The sequence below is a fragment of the Micromonospora sp. NPDC049359 genome (assembly GCF_044466585.1).
Lineage (GTDB): Bacteria > Actinomycetota > Actinomycetes > Mycobacteriales > Micromonosporaceae > Micromonospora.
On record NZ_JBITMW010000010.1, the window covers coordinates 277,830 to 297,655 of the forward strand.

Sequence of the window (19,826 nt, forward strand, 5' to 3'; positions counted from 1 at the left end):
TTTCCGCGCCGCAGGAGTCGGCGGTGGCTCAGGTGATGCCGTGGGTCTGTAGCCACAGCTCCAGCAGGCCGAGCTGCCACAGCTTGTTGCTGCCGGCGGCCGCCTCGGCCCGGTCCGGCTCGGCGAGCAGACGCGAGACGTACTCGGGGCGGAAGAGGCCTCGCTCGCGGGCCGCCGGGGCCTGCAACGCCTCCGCGACCAGTTCGCGCACCGGTCCGTCCACGTTGCGCAGCGCCGGCACCGGAAAGTAACCCTTCGGCCGGTCGATCACCTCGGCCGGCAGCACCTCCCGGGCCACCTCCTTGAGCACGCCTTTGCCGCCCTGCGCCACCTTGTGCTCCGGCGGGCAGTGCGCGGCGAGGGCCACCAGGTCCTGGTCGAGGAACGGCGTGCGCACCTCCAACCCCCACGCCATGCTCATGCTGTCCACCCGCTTGACCGGGTCGTCGGGCAGCATCAGGTGGGTGTCCAGGCGCAGCACCGCGTCCAGCGCGGTCTGCGCCCCGGGCGCGTCGAGATGCCCGGCGAGCAGGTCCCGGCTGGCGTCGTGGTCCAGCGCGTACGCCGGGCCGACGACGGCACGCAGCCCATCGTGGTCCCGGTCGAAGAACGCCGCCGCGAACGTCTCGGCGGCACCGTGCCGAGGTGCGTCGACCAGCGGCTGGTGGTAGCCGTAGCCGGCGAACACCTCGTCCGCGCCCTGCCCGGACTGGGCCACCTTCACGTGCTTCGCCACCTGTTCCGACAGCAGGTGGAAGGCGACCACGTCGTGGCTGCCCATCGGCTCGGTCATGGCCCGCACGGCGTTGCGGACGGCGGGCGCCAGGTCGTCGTCGGCGAGCCGGATCCGCTGGTGGTCGGTGTCGTACGCGCGGGCCACCAGGTCGGAGTAGTGGAACTCGTCGCCGGACTCGTCGCCCCGACTGTCGAAGCCGATGCTGAACGTGCGCAGGTGCGCCTGACCGGCCTCGGCGAGCAGCGCCACGATGAGGCTGGAGTCCAGACCGCCGGAGAGCAGCACACCGACCGGGACGTCGGCCACGAGCCGGCGGCGTACCGCCGTGCGCAGCGCGTCCCCGACGGCGGCCCGCCAGTCGGCGGCGTCCATCCGCGCGTCGGCGGGTTCCCGCACGTAGTCGGGTTGCCAGTACACCTGCTCCCGGCTGCGCCCGTCGGCCTCGACGATCCGCAGGGTGGCCGGTGGCAGCTTGCGGACGCCGCGCAGCACGGTCCGCGGCGCGGGCACGATGGAGTGCCAGGACAGGTAGTGGTGCAGCGCCACCGGATCGATGCCGGTGTCGACGTCCCCGGCGCGCAGTAGCGCGGGCAGGGTGGAGGCGAACCGGAGCCGTCCGGGACTCTCGGCGAGGTAGAGCGGTTTGATGCCGAGCCGGTCGCGGGCCAGGACGAGGCGTCGCCGGACCCGGTCGACCAGGCCGATCGCGAACATGCCGACCAGGTGGTCGACGAAACGTTCGCCCCAGTGCGCGTACGCCACCAGGATCACCTCGGTGTCGCTGGTGGATCTGAAGGCGTACCCGGCGTTCTGTAGCTCCTCGCGCAGCTCCGGGTAGTTGTAGACGCAGCCGTTGAAGACCAGCGCCAGGCCCAGATCGTCGCGCGCCATCGGCTGGGCGCCGGCGTCGGACAGGTCGATGATGGTCAACCGGCGGTGCCCGAGGGTCACCCAGTCGTCGGTCAGCAGGCCCTCGGCGTCCGGTCCGCGGGAGCGCATCGCCTCGGTCATCCGGGTGACCGCCGCCGCGTCGGGCGGTCGGCCGTCGAAGCGTGCCTCTCCGCTGATCCCGCACATCGGGCGTCTCCTGTCGCGCTTCCCGGCGCGGTGGCGGCCGGTCCCGCCGCAGCGACGAACGGGGCGGCTGGCTACCCGCACACAAGCCAGGTAAACCAGAGCCCTGATGTAAGGAAGGGCCCCTTCTTATACACCAGGCGTTAATAAGGTGCCCTTCCTTACATCAGGTGCGCAGGGTGCGCAGGATGCGGGCCAGCTCGGCCCGGTCGGTGTCGGGGAGGTGGCCGAAGAAGCGGTCCGCCTCGGCGCGGCGGGCGGCCCGGATGGCGGCGCTGACCCGGGTGCCCTCGGCGGTCGGCGCGACCAGGGTGGCCCGCCGGTCGGCCGGGTCGGGTCGCCGCTCGACGAGCCCCCGGGCCTGGAGGTCGTCGACGACCTCGGTGGCCGAGCGGGGCGCGATGCGCAGGTGCTCGGCGAGGGTGCCGGGGCGTACCTCGCCGTGCCGGCCGAGCACGCCCAGCGCCCGGGCCTGGCTGGGGGTGACGTCCCACGGGGCCAGTGACTCGCGGGTCTGCCGACGCAGGCGGGACGCGACCGCCCAGAACGTCTCGGCCAGGCTCTCGTCGCCGCTGTCGGCGGTGTCCTCGGTCACCGGAATACGGTAGCAGCCGATGCTGTTGTTCCCTCATGTTGAGGTAACCTCAGCATATCCTTCCGGAAGGAGTTCCCCTTGGAACCCACCCCGATGGGCCGCGACCGCGGCCACCGCACCGTCAGCGCCGAGGAGAAGGAGCAGGCACGCCAGGTGTCCCTGCGCCGCATCGGCCGCCTCTTCACCCCCCACCGACCCGCGCTGGCCGTCGTCACCGCGATCATCGTGCTCTCCTCGATCGTCGCGATGGCGAGCCCGTTCCTGCTCCGTACCGTGATCGACCGGGCCCTCCCGCAGGGTGACGTGACCCTGCTGGTCTGGCTGGTCCTCGGCATGGTCGCCGTCGCCGCCGTGACCGCCGCGCTCGGCGTCGTCCAGACCTGGATCTCCACCCAGGTCGGGCAGCGGGTCATGCACCGGCTGCGCACCGACGTGTTCCGTCACCTCCAGCGGCAGTCGCTGGGCTTCTTCACCCGCACCCGCACCGGCGAGGTGCAGTCGCGCATCACCAACGACATCGGCGGCATGCAGTCGGTGGTCACGTCCACCGCCACCGCCGTCGCGGCCAACCTCACCACCGTGGTCGCCACCGCCGTCGCGATGGTCGCGCTCTCCTGGCAGCTCTCCCTGGTCTCGCTCGTGGTGCTGCCACCGGCCATCTGGCTGACCCGTCGGGTCGCCCGGATGCGCCGCGAGATCACCGCCCAGCGCCAACGCGAACTCGCCGACCTCAACGTCACGGTGGAGGAGGGGCTGTCCATCAGCGGGGTGCAGCTCGCCAAGACCCTCGGCACCGGCCCCGCGCTGGTCGACCGGTTCACCGCCTCCTCGGAGCGGCTCGTCGACCTGGAGCTGCGCAGCGAGCTGGCCGGACGCTGGCGGATGGCCTCGATGAGCATCATCTTCGCCGCCGTACCGGCCGTCATCTACCTCGCCGCTGGCCTGCCCGGCGCCGCCGGGACACTGAGCATCGGCACCCTGGTCGCCTTCACCGCCCTGCAGGGCGGCCTGTTCCGGCCGCTGATGGGCCTGCTCAACGTGGGCGTGTCGCTGACCGCGTCGCTGGCCCTGTTCGCCCGCATCTTCGAATACCTCGACCTGCCGGTCGACGTGGACGACCCCGCCGAACCGGTCCGCCTCGACCCGGCCCGGGTCCAGGGTCACCTGCGCCTGGAGGACGTCACCTTCGGCTACCCGGGCAGCGACACCGCCGCCCTCGCCGGCATCACCCTCGACGTGCCCGCCGGCACCAGCCTCGCCCTCGTCGGCGAGACCGGATCCGGCAAGAGCACCCTCGCGGGCCTGGTCAGCCGCCTGCACGACCCGACCGCCGGCCGCGTCACCATCGACGGCGTCGACCTGCGCGACCTGCGCCTGGCCGACCTGGCCGCGATCGTCGGCGTGGTCAGCCAGGAGACGTACCTGCTGCACACCACCGTCCGGGAGAACCTGCGCTACGCCCGGCCGGACGCCACCGACGCCGAGATCGAGGCCGCCGCCCGCGCCGCCCAGATCCACGACCTCATCGTCGCGCTCCCCGACGGGTACGACACCGAGGTCGGCTCGCGTGGGCACCGGTTCTCCGGCGGTGAGAAGCAACGGCTCGCCATCGCCCGTACGCTGCTGCGCGACCCGCGCATCCTGGTCCTCGACGAGGCCACCAGCGCCCTGGACACCGAGACCGAACGCGCTGTGCAGAGGGCGTTCGACGTGCTCGCCCAGGGCCGTACCACGATCACCATCGCCCACCGCCTCTCCACCGTCCGCGACGCCGACCAGATCGCCGTCCTCGACCATGGCCGCATCGTCGAGGCCGGCACCCACGGCAGCCTGTTGGACCGCAACGGCCGCTACGCCGCGCTGGCGGCCTGAACGTCGCGCGCTCGGCCCGTCCTTCGCCCACCGTCGCCGGGAGGGCGAGGCCGTCGCCGTACGCCGGGAAACCGTCACCATCCTGGCGACTCGCCGGAGCTGACGCGGGGGTGCAGGACTGGCCAATATCAACTGTCGAGGATCAGCTGCGCGTTCACGCGATCGGCGAGTTCCCAGAGAGGGCCATGCGTCACGATGCCCTCGCCTCGTCCTTGCTTCGTGGGTGAGGCGCGGTAGAGCGTTCGGACCGTGTCGCCAAATCCGACCACGACCCACCAGGTCCCGTCGGGATAGCGGCGTCGCCAGGTTGTCGACACGAACTTCCCGGTGTCTGTCCGTGCTTCCACGAGAATGAGCTCCCATGCCTCCGGATCGAACTTCTCCAGATCAGCTAGGGGAGCGTCGTGCCCATCGACCCGCTCACGCAGATGCGCCCCGTGCAGCCGAAGCGGTCGAACTCCGGTGAGCACCTGACGGACACGGGCGAACAGGGGACTCGGGCCGGAATCCACGTGAAAGCGAGCTACTGAGACGCCCACTGCTCCACACCCTGCCACTCAGTTCCTGCCCCACATCTCGACGGGCGTCAGCCTAGATCATCAGTCCCGGACGCGTCGGCGGCGCTCGGAGTCGGACCGTGCCTGATCTGGACCATCGGGTCGGGGCTGGCGCGGGTTGCCCGGTGCTGACAACCTCGGCGTCGTGGGTACATTCGTGACGCAGCTTCCGGCACTTCTCGGTGTGCTGGTCGGCACCCTGGGCACGATCCTCGCCACTACCCTGACCGATCGCGCACGGTGGCGGCGCAGCCAAAGCACCCGCTGGGACGAGCGGCGGCTCGATGCGTACGTCGACTACGCGCACGCCCTCAAGGAGAGTTACGCGGTGGCGCTGCGGATGACGGCTGACCTGCGGCCGGAGTCGCATAGCCACCCGATCGACCGGGAGGGCGGTCTGGCCCGGCTGGCCGAGTCCGACGCGCGAAGGACCATCGTCTGGGAGAACCTGTTGCTGCTCGGCGACGAGCCGACGGTCGCCGCCGCCGCCAACTGGCGCGATGCGGTCTGGCAGGTGGAACGGCTCGCCCGATCCATCGTCGATCCATCGTCTGACATCTCCGAGATGCTGGCCCGGGTCAACGAGGCCCGCGATGCCTACTACCGGGCGGCTCGACGGAGCCTCGGTGTCCGCGGTGGGTCGGTAGAGCAGTCGGCGGCGCTGCGGCAGGCGCTGCTCGGCCGGCCAGCGGGTACGGCTGCCGCGCTCTCAGTGCCCGTGCACGATGTTCCTGAGGACAGTGGCCGTCGCGACGCGCCCGCTGGTGACCGTTCAGATGGTGGTCTTTAGATCCACTTTGACGCACGCTGTTCGATGTGAAGGCGTTCGTGGGTGTGACCGACGAGAGGTGGTACCGCTATCTGGCCGAGCGGCCCGCGCTGAACGAGGTCAACTTCTGGCGGCCCTCCGGTGGCACCTTCCGCGCTCTCACGCCCGGTGAGCCCTTCTTGTTCAAGGCGCACTCTCCGCTGAACCGGGTGGTGGGCGGCGGCTTCTTCAGCGGCTTCACCCAGCTGCGGATCTCCGAGGCCTGGGACCTTTTCGGCGAAGCCAACGGCGCCTCGAGTATCGACGAGATGCGCCGCAGTGTCGGGCGTTACCGCAAGCAGGCGATCGGTGCCGGGGAGGACCCGATCATCGGCTGTATCTTTGTCCGCGACGTGACCTTCTTCCCCGACGAGTCGACCGTTGATCCACCGCCACGATTCGCGCCGAACGTCGTGCAGGGCAAGACCTACAACCTGGCCGACGCTGATGCTGCGGCGTACTTCGATCTGCTGATCCATCGTCTGATCGGGACGACGGCGGCGGTCGACCTGAGTGGTCCGTGGCACCGCCCCGGTCCCGTCTACGGCGATCCGCGGCTGGTGCCCCAACGGCTCGGGCAACAGTCGTTCAAGGCGGTGGTCCTGGGGGCCTACGGCCGGCGTTGTGCGATCACCGGCAACAGAGTCCAGCCCGTGTTGCAGGCTGCGCACATCCGTCCGCTCCCGCTCGGCGGCGAGCATCGGCTGGACAATGGCCTATTGCTCAAGTCCGACGTGCACATCCTCTTCGACCGTGGCTACCTCGGTGTCGATCCAAAGCATCGCCTACTGGTCAGTCCCCGGCTTCGCAGCGAGTTCGGCAACGGCGACCAGTTCTATGCGAAGGCTGGTGAACAGATCGCGTTGCCGGAACGACGCAGCGATCGGCCACGCGCTGACTTCCTCGAATGGCATCTCGACACCGTCTACAAGGCGGCTTGATCCGGTCTTGCCTGCGCTGAGCGCGCTCCGGTCTCATGCGATGACTCGGCCGCTGTCAGGCCGATGAGTTGAACGAAGATCTCCCGTTTGGCGGTCGCGACGCCTCGGCGGTCGATGAGGTAGCCGATCAACCAGGCCCAGCCCTGGTAGGCCGGCAGGGTGCAGACTGAGACGACGCGGAAGGTCAGGGCGCGATCCCCGGCGAACTGCACCGAGGCTCGCCCGTCGATGACGATCAGGTCTCCGGGGGAGGGGCGCGTGGTCACCAGTCGCGGACGTCGGGGTGCTGCTCGTGCGGCGGCCGGCACTCCTGCGCGTGCATGCTCTGCCAGTCCCGCAGCGCGCGCCCGAGCCGGGTGTTCTCCTGACTGAGCAGCCGTACCGTCTCGTTCAGCGTGCTCAGCTCGTCGGCCACGCGGGCCTGGAACTCGCGTACCTCATCGGGGTCGACGCCGGGCCGGCGGGCGGCGAACTCGCGGGTCCGCACCTCGTACGGCGTCAGCCGGGCGGGGTAGCCGGCCGGCAGGGGTTGGCTTCCTCGATACACCTGAGCCACGGCGATCCTCTCTGCCAGCAGGCGGGATTGCGGGGTCGGGGCGGGTGCACGCACCCGCCCCGACCGAGGGGATGAGCCGCACTCGTTGCCACGCGAGGACCGGCTCGGGATCAACATATCTAGACATGCTAGATGAGTCAACGCTGCTTGTTAGGCGCGTCGCGGTGTGATCAAATCGGATTGCCACGCGAGGAGTGCCATGCGAGAAGTGCCGGATTACTGGCGCATCGCCGACGATGTGATCGCCGACGTCAGGTCGAAGAAGCTCAAGCCGGGGGACAAGTTGCCCTCGATCGCCGAACTGCGTTCCCGCTACGACGTCAGTCATGGGACCGTGCAGATGGCCTACGCCCGGTTGGAGGCGCTGCGGGTCATCCGGCGGCACCAGGGCAAGGGCGTCTTCGTGACCGACCCGAAGACCTGGATGCGGGAGCCGTAGGTGCCGTGGGACATCTCGGAACACGCCGCCTACGCGGGCGGTCTCGCCACCCGTGTGGCAGACCTGCGGCAGCGTTTTCCGGACGCACTCGTGACGTGCGACGTTGACGGAAACTTCTCCGGGCCCGAACTCATCTGCTGGAACGCGCATCCACGTGAGATCTGGGTGTGGGTGTTCGAGCCGGATGATGCTGCGGGGGCGCGGCGAGCTTCGGCCCGGCTGGAGCAGTTCATCGCGGCCCCGCACGAGCTGACCGATGTCGTGGACAAGCCGGTGGTGGCCGGCCCGAACGGCGTCTTCGACAAGGAGTCCGTCACCGCGTCCAGTTACTTCGACGTGGATGGGCGGATCGAGATCCGGAACGGGCCCACCGACGGCATTCAGCTGTTCCGGGCCTTCCGTATCGATGACTTTGACGACATTGCCAACCGGGTCGCGATCAACGTCGTGCTCGGCGCCGCGTACAAGGCGGACCGTGATTCCCGAAGGGCGCTGGGTTTCCGGCGTGCCGGTCTCCCCGTGCACTCGCCAGGTGACGAGCGCGTTTGACAGGTCCCGCCTACCACATCGAGGCGCGGTCTGGGACGTCGTCCACAGGAGTGCGCGCTGTCCACAGGGGCACCCGCGCGGCCGGTGTGCCGGGGCGCGGTACGGCAGGTTCGGCCCATGGACTCGCGACTGTGCGCGCTCGTGGCTTCCGGTGGTGGGGTGTGCACCTGGCGGGAGATGGTGCGGGCGGCACCCGAGTGGACGGTTCAGGCCGCGTGCCGGGCTGGTCGGCTGGTCCGGGCGCTGCCCGGGGTCTACCTGGACGCCACCCTGCTCTCCCGGACGAGCACCGCGGAACCGCTCCTGGCCCGCGTCGAACCCGAAGTGGCGCGGCGGGCGGCTCTCGCGTACGCCGACGGTCGGGGTGCGCTCTGCCGGCTGACCGCGCTCGACGTGTGGGGCCTGCGCCGCCAGCCATCCGGCGAGCCGGTGTACGTGGACGTACCGATCGGCTCGGGTCTGCGTGGCCGGCCCGGGTTGATTCTCCGACACCGCACGGGATTCGCGGCCGAACCGCCGCAGGCGGTGGTACGAGGTGGGTTCCCCGTGACGCGACTCGACCGGACCCTGGTGGACTGTTGGCCGCTGCTGCCACCGGGCGACCGCCCCGGCCCGGTCATCCGCGCCGTCAATGACCGGCTCACCACGTCACAGCGACTCGTCGCCGCCTTGGCCGAGGAGCCCCGGTTGACCGACCGCGCGGCGCTGCGTGGCCTGGTGGACCGGCTCGCCGCCGGCTGCCGTAGCCCGCTGGAGATCTGGGCCACGATCACGTGTTCACGGGGGCGGGCATGCCGGCGTTCGTCCGCCAGGCACCGGTGCGAGTCGGCGGTCGGACCATCTACCTTGACATGCTCGCCGAGGCCGAGCGGGTCAACGTCGAGCTGGACGGTGCCAACAGCCACGGTGACCCGGCCGAACGCGAGATCGACCTCCGCCGCGACGCCCTGCTGGCAACCACGGGAATCCTCGTCGTCCGCTTCACCCACCGTCGCCTGCTGGCGAACCCCGCCGAGGTCCGTCAGCAGACCCTGGCGATCCTGGCCAGCCGCCGCCCATCCTGACGATCACTTGATGGTGACCAGTTCTCCGGCACCTCTGACAACTGGTCACCATCAAGTGATCATGAAAAAGCCGCGTCAGGGGGTTGTGGCGAAGGCTAGGGCGCCGCAGGCGGCGATCAGGAGGAACAGGGTCAGCAGGATGAGGCTCACGATCGCGCCGGGGCGTTGGATGACCGGCTTGCCGGGGTCGAGGGGCGCGGGCAGGTGCGCCGCGACGCCCGGCGTCGGCTGGGGCGGGGCGAGCCGCAGGATGCGCCGCAACCGGAAGCGGTCGAAGCCGAGGAAGATCGGAATGCCGATGATGCCGATTCCCCACCAGCCGGCCAGCAGGGTCTTGTTGGTGTGGTGGCGGTACAGCGAGAGGCCGCAGGCGCGGCACATCCAGCCGCGTTGGGAGGAGACGACGTACAGGATCACGATGCTCGTCATCGACTGGAACGAGACCCGCGCGGCGGGGTGACTGCCGCAGAACTGGCACTCCCCGTCGGCGGGTGGCCGCAGGGCAGGGGGTGGCACGGGCGCGGGAGTGGGCATTGTCGACATTGATGGCTCCGAGACTCAGGCGGCCGGCGTGGGGTAGCGGTCCCCGCCGTACTGGCGCAGCGCGGCCGCGACCTCGTCGCGCGACTGCCGGGTGTTCCGCAGGTCGGCGACGCGGTAGCCGCGCAGGCCGGTCAGCTCGACGTCGGGCGGCACCGCGCGCTGCGTCTGGTCGGCCACCCAGACGGTGAGCATGCTCGGCTTCTCCAGCTTGCCGGCGTTCGGCTTCTTCTCGATCGCCACCCGGGTCACCTCCGACCACCCGAACTCGGTGGTGTTCGGTCCCTTGGTCCAGGTGATGCCCTGCTCACCGATGCGGACGGCGAACGCCTCGCGGCTCTCCCGCACCGCGCCGAGGCCGCCGATCAGGGCCAGCGCCGCCATCGCGTACCCGACCCAGTTGCCGAAGGTGAACTCCTGGTTCATCATCGCCAGCAGTTCCGGCGAGAACAGCAGGACGACGGCGAGGACCAGCAGCGCCGGGCCCTTCGCGTACGGCTTCCAGTTGCGTTCAAGTTGCATCGTGCGTTCCTCCCCCGTGCCTTCCCTGGTGGAAGGACGGGAGGATGCTAACCAGTCGCGATCAAGTTTTGGTGACCCGGTGGTGAAGAAGGTCGCCGATCCAGCGCGCGGCCTCCCGCTGGGCGGCGAGCAGGTGCTCGCGGGCGTCCGCCATCTCCTGGTCCGCGTCCTCGTCAAGGCGGTCGCCGAGGATCGTCGCCCACCGCCGGCTCAACTCCTCGGCGTACGTCGCCCGGCGCATCTGCTCGTCGAACTGGTACTCCATCCGCACCATCGCGTCGACGTGGGGTCGTAGCGCCGGCATCATCCGCTCGTCGAGGCGTACGGCGGCGTCGGGTCGGCAGGTCACGAGGACGTCCCCGCGCCGGTAGGACCACTCCGGGTCCTCGGCGAGCGCCCGCTGCAACGCCACCTCCAGGTCGGCGGCCCGGTGCGGGGGCAGGTCCCGGGCGGCATCGGCGGCGAGCCGGGTCAGTCGCTGGACGGCGTTCGGCTGGAAGTACCCCACGTACCAGTTCAGCACCTCGGCCCGCAGGCTCGCCGGTGACGACCAGGCGAAGGTGGCGCGGACGTAGAACGAGTAGACGTACCCCTGCGCGGGCACCGCGATCAGCCGGGGCGCGTCGCGCTGCTCGACCAGCGGGCCGGGCGGAGACGGGCCGGCGCCGACGGGGGCCTCGTCCTGGAGCGCGGCCACCAGCCGGTCCCACGTGCGCGCCCACCACCGCCAGCCGCGCACGCTGCCGTTCCGGGTGATCCTCAGCGCGCGGACGACCCGCTGCCGCCACAGATCCGCGGGCCTCGGTTCCTGCTCGGGAGCGTCCGTCATGGCACCCCTTCACGGTCACGGGTCCGCGCGCCCGCAGCTCACGTTAACAACGGATGACCGAAATGCCCGCCGCCGCGCCGATGTGCGACACAATGCCGGTTGCCCGCGGTTCACCGGGCATTGTGGAGCAGTTGGGCCGGCGGGACTGTCGCCGACCGCGGGCAACGGCCAGACTGAGCGCGACCCGCCACTCACGTGGATCGATGAATCGGATGGTCTGGAGGCAGCCTGTGTCCACCCTCGTGTCCCCGCTTGCCGCGCTCGGCGTGATCCGCCGGCGTACCACCACCCTCGCCCTGCTCCTCGCCCTGGTCGCCGCCGCGCTGGTCGGCCCGTCCGTGCTCACCCCACGGCTGACGGACTCCGCGTCGGCGGCGGTCTACAGCTCCTGCACCATCAGCCGCTGCGCGGACGCGCGCACCGCACGTTCCGGCTGGTCCGCCAAGGGCTTCCCGACCAGCCGCGGCTGGTACTCCTGGAGTGGCGGGCTGTCCAACTTCGCCGGTGGCCGGTTCTACAACTACGAGGGTCAACTGCCCACGAACGCCACCTACTACGAGTACGACGTGTACCCCCGCACCCAGGGCGCGGCCCGCGACGCGTACCGGATCGTGGTGAACCGCAGCACGGGCGTCACCTGGTTCTCGCCCAACCACTACACCGACTTCTACCGGCTCTGACCGACCCGGTGGCCAGCCGGTCCAGGAGGCACCCGCATGGACGACGCTGAGCAGGTTGGCGCGGTGGTACTGGCCGGGGCGGCGGCCCGCACCCGACCCGCGCTCTTCGCCGCGCTGGCGGAGGCGCTGGCCCTGCCGGCGTACCTGGGCGACACCTGGGACGCCCTCGCCGACGTGCTCCGGGACCGGCTGGACGCCGGCCCGCTGGCCCTGCTGGTCACCGACGCCGGTCAGCTCCTCGCCGACGAGCCGCCCGGCCAGCACGCGCTGCTGAGGTCCGTGCTCGACGACCTCGCCAGCACCGCCCCGCACCCGCTGCGCGTGGTCCTGCGCCCCTGAGGTCGCGATCGGTCACCGGTCGGGCTGCCGACAGTTCGGCCGGTGACCGGTGCGGTGACGGTGGCGGTGACGCTCGGGTGACGGCCCTTTCGCGATCCTCGTGCCGGACCGGGCGGTGTGCGCCGGCGTGGGCAGCGGGGAGGCCGCAGCGGTGGACTTCGTCGACGGTGTGCTGGTGCGGTTGGCCGACCCGGGCACCCGCGCCGCGCTCTTCGACGACGCCTCGCTGGCCCACCTGGTCGAGGCCGCGTACGACACCGAGGCGATGCCCGTCGCGCCCCCGTACGCGGCCGTCTTCGACGAGCTGACCCTCGGCTTCGCCGCCGCGCCGGTGACCCTCGCCGAGGGGGAGTGGCTGGGCGAGGGTGGCACGGCCCGTACCGAGCTGCGCGTGCGTCTGCACGGACTCGGCGGGTCGGCGCTGCGCATCGACGCGCTCTGGCGGGGGAGCCTCGTGGTGCGCACGAGCGCCGCCCGGGACCGGGTCGAGGACCTCGACGTGGCGACGCCGGCCTTCGACGTCGACCCGCAGATCATCGCCGACCTGGGCGCGTTGCCGGCCGATCCGACGCTGCTGGAGACCGAGCGCCGTACCCGACTGGTGGCCCGGCTGCGGGCGGGCCTGCACCAGCCCGCCGCCTTCACCGACGCGCACCTGGACCGGCTGCTCGCCGGTGTCGGCGCGGCGAACGCCGGTGACCTGGTGGACCGGATGCGCGGGCAGGCCGCCGGCGCGACCGTGCGGCTGCGCTACGCCGCGCCGCCGGCCACCCCACCCACACCCCGCCCGCTGCCGTTCGCCGCCGCCGTGCTGGTCCGCGACCAGGGTTTCTCCCTGGCCGACCTGCTCGTCGAGACGCGGCTGGTCCGTGCCCGCGCCGAGGAGCTGGGGCTGGACGTGCCCGCGCCGGAGGACGTCCGGCGGCGACACCGGGTGGTCGCCGTGTGGGTGGTGCCCGTCGAGACGTTCGACGACGACGGCTGGCCCGGCGGTGACACCGGCACCGCCGCGCAGAAGCGGGCCGACCGGTTCGCCCGTGCCGGCCAGTGGCTCGCCCGCAGCGGCATCGGGCTCGCCGCCGTCCCGACCTGAGATCAGACCAGCAGCAACTTCGTCCGGGAGGACCCGTGGCACCGACAGCAGCATTCCCGTTCATCGAGGTCCGGATCGTGCCGCCCCCGGCGCCGCTGGCCCAGCGTTCGCCGGGCGTCATCGCCGTGGTGGGCAAGACGCCGTCCACGGCCGACGGTGGGTCCGCCCCGGCCAACACACCGGTCCGGATCGAGACCCTCGACGACGCGGTGACCAACTTCGCCCGCCGACAGGCCGGCAACGTGGTCCGCAACGCCCTCTACAACTCGCTCGAACTGGCGTTCCTGCAGGACCCGCGCCCGGCCAAGGTGTACGGCGTCAAGGTCGCCGGCGACGACTACGCCGCCGCGCTCAGCGGTCTGGAGGCCGCCGACGACGTGACCATGGTGTCGCTGGCCAACGAGTCGACCGTCGGCAACCCTGCCGGCGCGGGCGCGCCCACCGGGCTGCACGCGCTCAAGGCGCACGTGGAGACGATGTCCGCTGCCGGCCAACGCCGCATCGGCTTCGCCATGGTCAACCCGGCGACGGAGAAGAGCCCCACCTACGTCACCGACATCACCACCGCCGCGAACCCGCTCAAGAGCAGCACCAGCCGGATGCTGATGATCGCCGCCCGGGGCGCGGACGGCGACGCGGCCACCGCCGCCATGGCCGCCGTGGCCGGGCTGCCGGTGCACCACAGCATCGTGCTGAAGAAGATCCGCGGGGTGGCCATCCCGGTGGCCAAGCAGTACAGCCCGGCCGAGATCAAGGGCCTCTCCGAGGCCAACCTCACCCCGATCATCGACCCCACGTTGATCACCGGCGAGAGCCTGCACTTCGCCGACGGGCGGCTCTTCACCACCGACGCGAGCCTGCTGCACGTCGACCTGGTACGCACCCTCGATCAGATCGAGTTCATGCTCCGCGCCGGACTCATCGGCCTGGTCGGCGACGCCCGCATCACCAAGCCGGGCATGACCCTGCTCAAGACCCAGGTGGACGGCATCCTCGGCCCGCTCAAGCGGCAGGCCGTGATCGACGACTACCGCATCGAGATCCCCGTGCTGGACATCCTCACCATCCCCGAGGTCGCCCGTACCGCCACCGACACGTCGATCGTCACCACCGCCCGGGCCGACCGCACCGTCGACCTCGTCATCACCGTCACCTACGGCCCGGCCGTGAGCCGCCTGCTGGTCACGCTCGTGGCCAAGTTCTGACCGGAGGAACCAGACCATGGAGTGGAAGACCCGCCTCGCGGTGCAGTACACCAAGGGCACCGAGACGGTGTTGATCAGCCCGATCGACTCGTTCAGCCCGTCCTTCTCGCTCAACGTCGAGGCGCTGCACTCGTGCGAGGTGACCCACATGGGCGCCATCCACGCGCCCGTGTCGATGAATTTCACGATGACCGTCAAGGCGATCGGGGACGTCGCCGGCCGGCTCACCAAACTGGCCCTCGACGGCGAGCTGTTCGACATCGCGCTGCTGGAGCACACCGGCGACGACTGGGCGTTCTCGTCCTTCGTGTTGCAGGACTGCCTGATCACCAGCGCCACCCCGACCACCGCCACCATCTCCGGCGCGCCGGCCGCGACGTTCAGCGGCTTCAGCCTGGCGGCCTCGGTCGACCCGAAGACCGGCGACCCGTCCGTCCTGCCGTAACCGCACCAGGATCAACCGGAGGTAACAGATGGCGACCGGAGCTGGCCGCGCCGCCCGGGTCACCCGTACCGGGCTGGCCCTGGTGCACGCGGGCGAGCTGGTGTTGCCGGCGGCCGGCAGCGAGGCCGAGGCCGAGCAGGTGACCGAGGACGATCGCGCCGTCATCGCGTACCACTTCCCGGTGGAGATCGAGGTGGTCGCGGCCGGCGGCGCGTTCGACGCCGACGCGCTCGCGGACCTCGCGCTGGCCCGCCTCGCCGAGCACCTGGACGGGCGGTTCTGACGGTGGCCATCTCGGTGCACGTGCCGGTGCGGATCCGGCTGGACGCGCGGTCGGTGACCGAGCGGCCGGAGGCCGTCACCGACGCGCTCGCCGCCGCCCTGGCCCGCGCCCTGGAACGCTCCCGCCAGGAGGCGGTCGCGCCACACGGCGGCTACCTGGAGGTACGCACCGACGCGCCGGAGTTCCGCTGGACCGGCGCGGCCCGGGAGCACGTGACGCCGGACGAGCGGCGTGCCTTCGAGGCCCGGCTGCGCCGGCGCGTCGACGAGGTCGTCGCCGCCGCGCGGCTCGACCCGGGCCTGCCGCCCGGGGTGCCCCTGCCGCTGAGCGAACCGGCCACCGAGCTGTTCGACCCGCAGCGGATGCGCCACCTGCTCGCCGTGTACCGGGTGCCGTCCTACGACGCCGGTGGGGGCGCCGCCGAGGTGCCGGTGGACGGCCCCGAGCCGCCGCGGGTGACCTACCAGTGGCTGCTGCGCCCGGCCGCCTACCTGGCCGGTCACTTCGCCGAGCTGGCCCGCGAGGCGGTACGCCAGCACGGCGGCCTCCCGTCGGGCGCCCCGCAGGGGATCATCGCCCGGGTCATCGACGTGGACGGCCGCCCGGTCTGGGCGATCATGGTGACCACCACTCCACTGTCGGTCCTGACCTTCGAGCAGTTCGGCGAGACGGTGTTCCGGGCCACCCCGCAACCCCACTTCGAGGTCGAGGCGCGGGTGCCCAGCCCGCAACCCGGGACGGTGCAGCGGCGGCCGGTCGCCGACCGCAGCGCCCTGGTCGCCATGGTGGACGAGGAGTTGAGCGGCGACATCCGGCGGCGGCTGCGGATCGCCTCGCCGCGCGGCGAGACCACCAGCGTCGAGGAGTACCAGGCGCAGATCGAGCGGGCCGTCGACGCCGAGGTGACGCGGCGGGTCGACGCGATCCTCGCGTCGGTGGGCGGGGCCACGCCGACCAGCCTGGTGGTGGTCGACATCGGCGGCGTCTCCCTGTTGCTGGTCAGCACCGAGGAGACCGACGCCACGCTGCACTTCACCGGTACGGCCAACCTGTTGCCGATCAGCGTCGAGCAGCGTCCGGTCGCCGCGCCGGATCCGAACGCGCCGCCCGGCGGTGGCGTCGGCACGGGCACCGGGGCCGGTGCGGGGAACGGAGCCGGCAGCGGAGCGGGCAGCGGCCCGGGTGGCGGTGGCCCGGGCGGCACCGGGGCGGGCGGCCTCGGCACGGGTAGCGGTCCCGGTGGCGGGGCCGGTGGCACCGGCGACGGTGGCACGGCCGCCCGGCGGGGCGGGTTCGTCTTCGACCCGAGCAGCCCCAGCGCACCGCCGGGCGTCGAGGGGCGGCGGTTCCCCGCCGTCGGGGCGGGGCACTCCACGATGCCCGCCTGCGCGTCGTTCAACGGGGAGCCGGAGCTGGCCGCGCTCGGCCCGGACGGCGACGAGCTGCGCCGACTGATGGACGACATCGCGTTCCGGTTGCAGATGGGCGAGCCGTGCCGTTACCCGGCGAACTTCTGCCTCCAGGCCGCCGCCGTGCTGCGCGGCCGGGCCGCCGCGATCAGCCTGCTCGTCGGCTCGGCCGAGCGGGAGGCGTTCACCCGGCCGGTGCCCGAGGGCAGCGGGCGACTCGGCCCGCTGGACTTCCGACCGGTCGCCTCGCCGGCCGTGCAGTTCCTGCGTCACCTGGCCGGCGTCGTGCCCCGCCTCGACCATCTCGCCCAACTCGTCATGCGCCGCTACCGCCAGCCCGAGCACTTCGCGCGGATCCAGGGCGGCTGGATCGACACGTCCGCGTCCTGGAACCTGCACTTCGCGCAGGCGCTCAGCCCGGCCGTGAACGCCGCGGTGGGTGAGCTGTTCGTCGTCGGCAGCCAGGCCATGCTGGTGCAACTCCTGCTCAGCTCGCGGACCGGTATCGAGGCGCGGATCGCCCGCTTCGAGGCGTACGCGCCGATCTTCGAGCGGTTGATCGTCTCCCAGCTCACCGACTACGCCGAGTTGCAGGGGCTGCGCGAGCGGCTGCGCCGCCACGAGGCCGCCCGGTGGACGCAGGCGCACACCGACGCCGGCGGCGGCGCCGTCGCCACGCTCAGCATGCTGAACCCGTCCACCGCCTGGTACGGGGCCGCCCGCGCCATCTCCAGCGCGTTCCTCGCCGCCGAGGCCACCCTGACCAGCCCCGGCGCGGCCGGCGAGATCGTCGAACGCGACGGCGTCACCCGCATCCGCGACTCGCACGCGGTGCTCTGGACCCTGGCCGAGATCGAACAGGCGCTGGTCATCCAGCGCGGCGAGGCCGAGGGCGTCGACCCGCTGGTCAAGCAGATCAGCGACCTGCCCGACGTGCTGGCCCGCTTCGCCGGCAACCGGTCGGCGATCCGCGACGAGCTGTGGCGGGTGTTGCAGGACATGCGACGCCACAACACCGAGATGCTCGGCCGCGCCCGCACCGACGCGCACTTCGCCTTCCGGTCCAGCCGGATCAGCGAACATATCCCGTCGGCCACGATTTCCGGCGGACGCTACGCGTTGCAGGGCATCCATCTCGTCACCCACCAGCAGCTCGGCGAGTTCTTCGGCGGCAACCCCTACTACACCACCGGCGTCGACAGCCTGTTCAGCACAGAGCTGGGCCGGGAGGCGCTGAGCGCGTTCGCCGTCATGGTGGGGATCATCGCGCTGTCGCTGCTCTGCCCGCCGCTGGGCTTCGTGGTCGGGGTCGCCGTCGCCGCCGTCGACGTGGCACACGCCCACCAACGCGAGCGCCTCTACTCCTCGATGCTGGACCCGGAGCTGGTGCTCACCCGCACCGAGGTCGAGGTCGAGCTGTTCGCCGCGTACCTCGGGTTGGCGATGTCGCTGATCCCGGAGGCCGGCACCATCGGCGGCGCGGCCGTGCGCGGCGGCCGGGTCGCGCTGCGCTTCGGCGTCCGCGCGGGGCTGCGCGCCGCCCGGGGGTACGTGGTACGCCGGGTCACCCGGCAGATCGTCGAGGCCGCGTCCCGCGACCTGCTGCAGGGGTTCCTCACCGAGATCCTGCTCAACGAGGTGCTGGAACGTGTCGTGCAGAAGCTGATGGAGCCGATCCTCGCGTACGTGGAGCGCGAGGCGATGCTCAGCGGCGCGGTCGGCGGCCCGGAGGGGGCCCGGTTCATCCTCATGGTGCTCGACTCGCAGCCCGGCGGTGCCGCCGCCGGCCCGCGGGTGCCGGTGGTGCGGCCGTGACCGGGCCCCGCCGGTTCCGCGCCGGCCGGTTCCTCGACGCCGCCGCCGTGCACGCCGCCGCCGACGCGAACCCCCGCCTGCGGCGCTTCATGCGGACCATCGCCGAGCACAGCGAGGCCGGCGAGGTGCGCTCCCGGCGGCTGCTGGAGCACCTCATCCGCCGCATCGTCGACGACGTCGGCGACCTGCACCTGGGCAACGCGCTCAACCGGCTGGAACGCATCGCCGTGCTGCGCGACAACATCGCCGCGATCCTCGACCACGTGCTGGAGGGCGGCACCCTGCCCGAGGGGGTGCGGGTGGCCACCCTCGGCGAGTACTTCGACCAGCTCAGCACCGAGATGCGCGAGCTGAGCCGACCCCGCGAGGGCATCGTCGGTGACGCGCCGCTGCGGCTGGCCGACGACGCGGGCGCGTACGCCGACTCGCTGCTGCGGGAGTTCGACGGCGGCGGCGGCTCGGCCGGCCGGCACGTCGAGCCGGCCGCGATCGTCGGGGACGCGTTCCGGGCCATGCCGGCGGACCGGCAGGCGGCGCTGCGCCGGGCCGCCGAGCTGGAACCGGCCGCGCTGTGGCGCGCGGTCGCCGCCGAGAGTGAGGCCGGCAAACGGTCCGCCGTCGCCGACCTCCAGGCCCGTCTCGGCGGCCGGCTCACCCCCGACGAGCTGGCCCGGCTGCGCACCGCCGTCGACGACCTCGGCCGGGCCCGCTCGCGTGGCCTGCAGATGAGCGACGCCCGGCTCGCCGACGCCCTCGCCCGCATCGGCGACCCGGACCTGCGGGCCGTGGTGGCCGGCGGTGACGTCTGGCTCACCCAGCAGCTCGCCGTGCACAACCCCGAAGCGCTGGCCACCCTGTGGCGGCGCTTCCGCGACGGCGGTGGACGCGCCGACGACGGCCCCGGCTTCCGCCGCTACCTGCGCCACGACATGGTCACCTACGGCCGGGGCGTCCTCGGCGAGTACAGCGCGGCGTTCTCGCTGAGCAGCATCGAGCTGTTCCTCAAGGGACCGGACGCCAACGTCAAGGTCGCCGGCACCGACCTCGTCGGCATCGGCCACGACGGCTGGGTGTGGCTCGTCGACGACAAGTCGCACCGGGCCGCCAGCGTCAGCGGGGTCAGCGCGCTCACCGACAACCTCGTGGTCAACCTGCGCCGCGACGCCGCCGACTTCCGCGAGGCGATCGCCCGCCTCCAGCGCGACGACCCCGGCTTCACCCCCGATCCGCGCATCCTCGACGCGATCTCCCGGATGGAGGACGCCGCCGCCGAGATCGACCGGATCAACCGGCGCGGCTCCGCGTCCACCCGGCCCGCCCGCATCAGCGCCGCCCTGGCCGAGCGCCGGCTGCGGCTGCGGGTCACCAGCGCCGCGGGCGAGGTCCGCGAGATCACCCAGGCGCTGCGCGACCTCGGCCTGGCCGTCGAACCCACCGGTACCCCTGTGCCGCTGCCACCCACCGGAGGACGCTGA

Annotated in this window: 22 protein-coding genes; 14 read left to right on the forward strand and 8 right to left on the reverse strand. The window is 72.0% G+C overall.

What is annotated here, in order from left to right:
• Positions 1 to 28: 28 nt before the first annotated feature.
• Both ACIBTX_RS23420 and ACIBTX_RS23425 read right to left on the reverse strand, forming a co-directional pair.
• Positions 29 to 1,813, reverse strand: coding sequence for an N-acetylglutaminylglutamine amidotransferase (locus ACIBTX_RS23420; RefSeq protein WP_357398436.1), 1,785 nt, complete (start codon positions 1,811 to 1,813; stop codon positions 29 to 31).
• 163 nt (positions 1,814 to 1,976) lie between these two features.
• The gene (locus ACIBTX_RS23425; protein ID WP_396833013.1) at positions 1,977 to 2,405 is read right to left on the reverse strand and encodes a MarR family winged helix-turn-helix transcriptional regulator; all 429 of its coding nucleotides are present in this window, start codon (positions 2,403 to 2,405) and stop codon (positions 1,977 to 1,979) included.
• Between the two features lie 93 nt (positions 2,406 to 2,498).
• Here ACIBTX_RS23425 and ACIBTX_RS23430 point away from each other — a divergent pair, with 93 nt between their 5' ends.
• Entirely contained in the window at positions 2,499 to 4,277 is a 1,779-nt protein-coding gene (locus ACIBTX_RS23430; RefSeq protein ID WP_357398454.1) for an ABC transporter ATP-binding protein, read from the forward strand.
• A 128-nt stretch (positions 4,278 to 4,405) separates the two neighbouring features.
• Here ACIBTX_RS23430 and ACIBTX_RS23435 read toward each other — a convergent pair whose 3' ends face one another.
• Positions 4,406 to 4,816 (reverse strand): hypothetical protein, encoded by a 411-nt coding sequence (locus tag ACIBTX_RS23435; RefSeq protein WP_396833014.1) that lies wholly within the window; start codon positions 4,814 to 4,816, stop codon positions 4,406 to 4,408.
• A gap of 163 nt (positions 4,817 to 4,979) precedes the next feature.
• On the opposite strand from ACIBTX_RS23435, the gene ACIBTX_RS23440 reads away from it, so the two are divergent.
• Together ACIBTX_RS23440 and ACIBTX_RS23445 are read left to right on the forward strand one after the other, a co-directional pair.
• A complete protein-coding gene (locus ACIBTX_RS23440) occupies positions 4,980 to 5,624 on the forward strand; it encodes a hypothetical protein (protein ID WP_396833015.1) in 645 nt (214 codons plus the stop codon).
• A 26-nt stretch (positions 5,625 to 5,650) separates the two neighbouring features.
• Positions 5,651 to 6,583, forward strand: coding sequence for an HNH endonuclease (locus ACIBTX_RS23445; RefSeq protein WP_396833016.1), 933 nt, complete (start codon positions 5,651 to 5,653; stop codon positions 6,581 to 6,583).
• Here ACIBTX_RS23445 and ACIBTX_RS23450 read toward each other — a convergent pair.
• Together ACIBTX_RS23450 and ACIBTX_RS23455 are read right to left on the reverse strand one after the other, a co-directional pair.
• Entirely contained in the window at positions 6,568 to 6,849 is a 282-nt protein-coding gene (locus ACIBTX_RS23450; protein WP_396833017.1) for a hypothetical protein, read from the reverse strand. The two genes, ACIBTX_RS23445 and ACIBTX_RS23450, sit on opposite strands and share 16 nt — an antisense overlap.
• Positions 6,846 to 7,139, reverse strand: a complete 294-nt coding sequence (locus tag ACIBTX_RS23455; RefSeq protein WP_396833018.1) for a DivIVA domain-containing protein — start codon at positions 7,137 to 7,139, stop codon at positions 6,846 to 6,848. The genes ACIBTX_RS23450 and ACIBTX_RS23455 overlap by 4 nt, the downstream gene beginning before the upstream one ends.
• 199 nt (positions 7,140 to 7,338) lie before the next feature.
• On the opposite strand from ACIBTX_RS23455, the gene ACIBTX_RS23460 reads away from it, so the two are divergent.
• From ACIBTX_RS23460 to ACIBTX_RS23470, 3 genes are all read left to right on the forward strand, one after another.
• Positions 7,339 to 7,578 carry a winged helix-turn-helix domain-containing protein gene (locus ACIBTX_RS23460; protein ID WP_396833019.1) on the forward strand — a complete coding sequence of 80 codons (240 nt, stop codon included), beginning with the start codon at positions 7,339 to 7,341 and terminating at the stop codon, positions 7,576 to 7,578.
• Positions 7,579 to 8,127, forward strand: coding sequence for a hypothetical protein (locus tag ACIBTX_RS23465; RefSeq protein WP_396833020.1), 549 nt, complete (start codon positions 7,579 to 7,581; stop codon positions 8,125 to 8,127).
• Between the two features lie 791 nt (positions 8,128 to 8,918).
• The gene (locus ACIBTX_RS23470; RefSeq protein WP_363660308.1) at positions 8,919 to 9,191 is read left to right on the forward strand and encodes a DUF559 domain-containing protein; all 273 of its coding nucleotides are present in this window, start codon (positions 8,919 to 8,921) and stop codon (positions 9,189 to 9,191) included.
• A gap of 75 nt (positions 9,192 to 9,266) precedes the next feature.
• Here ACIBTX_RS23470 and ACIBTX_RS23475 read toward each other — a convergent pair whose 3' ends face one another.
• The 3 genes from ACIBTX_RS23475 to ACIBTX_RS23485 form a co-directional block, all read right to left on the reverse strand.
• The gene (locus ACIBTX_RS23475; RefSeq protein ID WP_357118153.1) at positions 9,267 to 9,734 is read right to left on the reverse strand and encodes a hypothetical protein; all 468 of its coding nucleotides are present in this window, start codon (positions 9,732 to 9,734) and stop codon (positions 9,267 to 9,269) included.
• Between the two features lie 15 nt (positions 9,735 to 9,749).
• On the reverse strand, positions 9,750 to 10,253 hold the full coding sequence (locus ACIBTX_RS23480; RefSeq protein ID WP_357118156.1) for a hypothetical protein: 504 nt from the start codon (positions 10,251 to 10,253) through the stop codon (positions 9,750 to 9,752).
• A 61-nt stretch (positions 10,254 to 10,314) separates the two neighbouring features.
• The gene (locus tag ACIBTX_RS23485) at positions 10,315 to 11,082 is read right to left on the reverse strand and encodes a hypothetical protein (RefSeq protein WP_357118159.1); all 768 of its coding nucleotides are present in this window, start codon (positions 11,080 to 11,082) and stop codon (positions 10,315 to 10,317) included.
• A 230-nt stretch (positions 11,083 to 11,312) separates the two neighbouring features.
• Here ACIBTX_RS23485 and ACIBTX_RS23490 point away from each other — a divergent pair, with 230 nt between their 5' ends.
• From ACIBTX_RS23490 to ACIBTX_RS23525, 8 genes are all read left to right on the forward strand, one after another.
• Positions 11,313 to 11,762, forward strand: a complete 450-nt coding sequence (locus tag ACIBTX_RS23490) for a ribonuclease domain-containing protein (RefSeq protein WP_396833021.1) — start codon at positions 11,313 to 11,315, stop codon at positions 11,760 to 11,762.
• A 36-nt stretch (positions 11,763 to 11,798) separates the two neighbouring features.
• Complete coding sequence (locus ACIBTX_RS23495) at positions 11,799 to 12,101, forward strand: barstar family protein (protein ID WP_396833022.1); 303 nt, start codon at positions 11,799 to 11,801, stop codon at positions 12,099 to 12,101.
• A 127-nt stretch (positions 12,102 to 12,228) separates the two neighbouring features.
• Complete coding sequence (locus ACIBTX_RS23500) at positions 12,229 to 13,194, forward strand: hypothetical protein (RefSeq protein WP_357118168.1); 966 nt, start codon at positions 12,229 to 12,231, stop codon at positions 13,192 to 13,194.
• Between the two features lie 35 nt (positions 13,195 to 13,229).
• Positions 13,230 to 14,399, forward strand: a complete 1,170-nt coding sequence (locus ACIBTX_RS23505; RefSeq protein ID WP_396833023.1) for a hypothetical protein — start codon at positions 13,230 to 13,232, stop codon at positions 14,397 to 14,399.
• Positions 14,400 to 14,415: 16 nt separating this feature from the next.
• Entirely contained in the window at positions 14,416 to 14,844 is a 429-nt protein-coding gene (locus ACIBTX_RS23510; RefSeq protein ID WP_355051244.1) for a hypothetical protein, read from the forward strand.
• 28 nt (positions 14,845 to 14,872) lie between these two features.
• Positions 14,873 to 15,127, forward strand: coding sequence for a hypothetical protein (locus ACIBTX_RS23515; RefSeq protein ID WP_357169801.1), 255 nt, complete (start codon positions 14,873 to 14,875; stop codon positions 15,125 to 15,127).
• Positions 15,128 to 15,129: 2 nt separating this feature from the next.
• Positions 15,130 to 18,351: a hypothetical protein gene (locus ACIBTX_RS23520; RefSeq protein WP_396833024.1), complete on the forward strand. Its 3,222-nt coding sequence runs from the start codon at positions 15,130 to 15,132 to the stop codon at positions 18,349 to 18,351.
• Entirely contained in the window at positions 18,348 to 19,826 is a 1,479-nt protein-coding gene (locus ACIBTX_RS23525; RefSeq protein ID WP_396833025.1) for a hypothetical protein, read from the forward strand. The genes ACIBTX_RS23520 and ACIBTX_RS23525 overlap by 4 nt, the downstream gene beginning before the upstream one ends.

Bases quoted from the DNA above. Each gene is read 5' to 3' on its own strand.
- ACIBTX_RS23420 (WP_357398436.1), bottom strand. From the start codon at position 1,813: ATGTGCGGGATCAGCGGAGAGGCACGCTTCGACGGCCGACCGCCCGAC.
- ACIBTX_RS23430 (WP_357398454.1), top strand. From the start codon at position 2,499: ATGGGCCGCGACCGCGGCCACCGCACCGTCAGCGCCGAGGAGAAGGAG.
- ACIBTX_RS23460 (WP_396833019.1), top strand. From the start codon at position 7,339: ATGCGAGAAGTGCCGGATTACTGGCGCATCGCCGACGATGTGATCGCC.
- ACIBTX_RS23470 (WP_363660308.1), top strand. From the start codon at position 8,919: ATGCCGGCGTTCGTCCGCCAGGCACCGGTGCGAGTCGGCGGTCGGACC.
- ACIBTX_RS23475 (WP_357118153.1), bottom strand. From the start codon at position 9,734: ATGTCGACAATGCCCACTCCCGCGCCCGTGCCACCCCCTGCCCTGCGG.
- ACIBTX_RS23480 (WP_357118156.1), bottom strand. From the start codon at position 10,253: ATGCAACTTGAACGCAACTGGAAGCCGTACGCGAAGGGCCCGGCGCTG.
- ACIBTX_RS23485 (WP_357118159.1), bottom strand. From the start codon at position 11,082: ATGACGGACGCTCCCGAGCAGGAACCGAGGCCCGCGGATCTGTGGCGG.
- ACIBTX_RS23495 (WP_396833022.1), top strand. From the start codon at position 11,799: ATGGACGACGCTGAGCAGGTTGGCGCGGTGGTACTGGCCGGGGCGGCG.
- ACIBTX_RS23510 (WP_355051244.1), top strand. From the start codon at position 14,416: ATGGAGTGGAAGACCCGCCTCGCGGTGCAGTACACCAAGGGCACCGAG.
- ACIBTX_RS23515 (WP_357169801.1), top strand. From the start codon at position 14,873: ATGGCGACCGGAGCTGGCCGCGCCGCCCGGGTCACCCGTACCGGGCTG.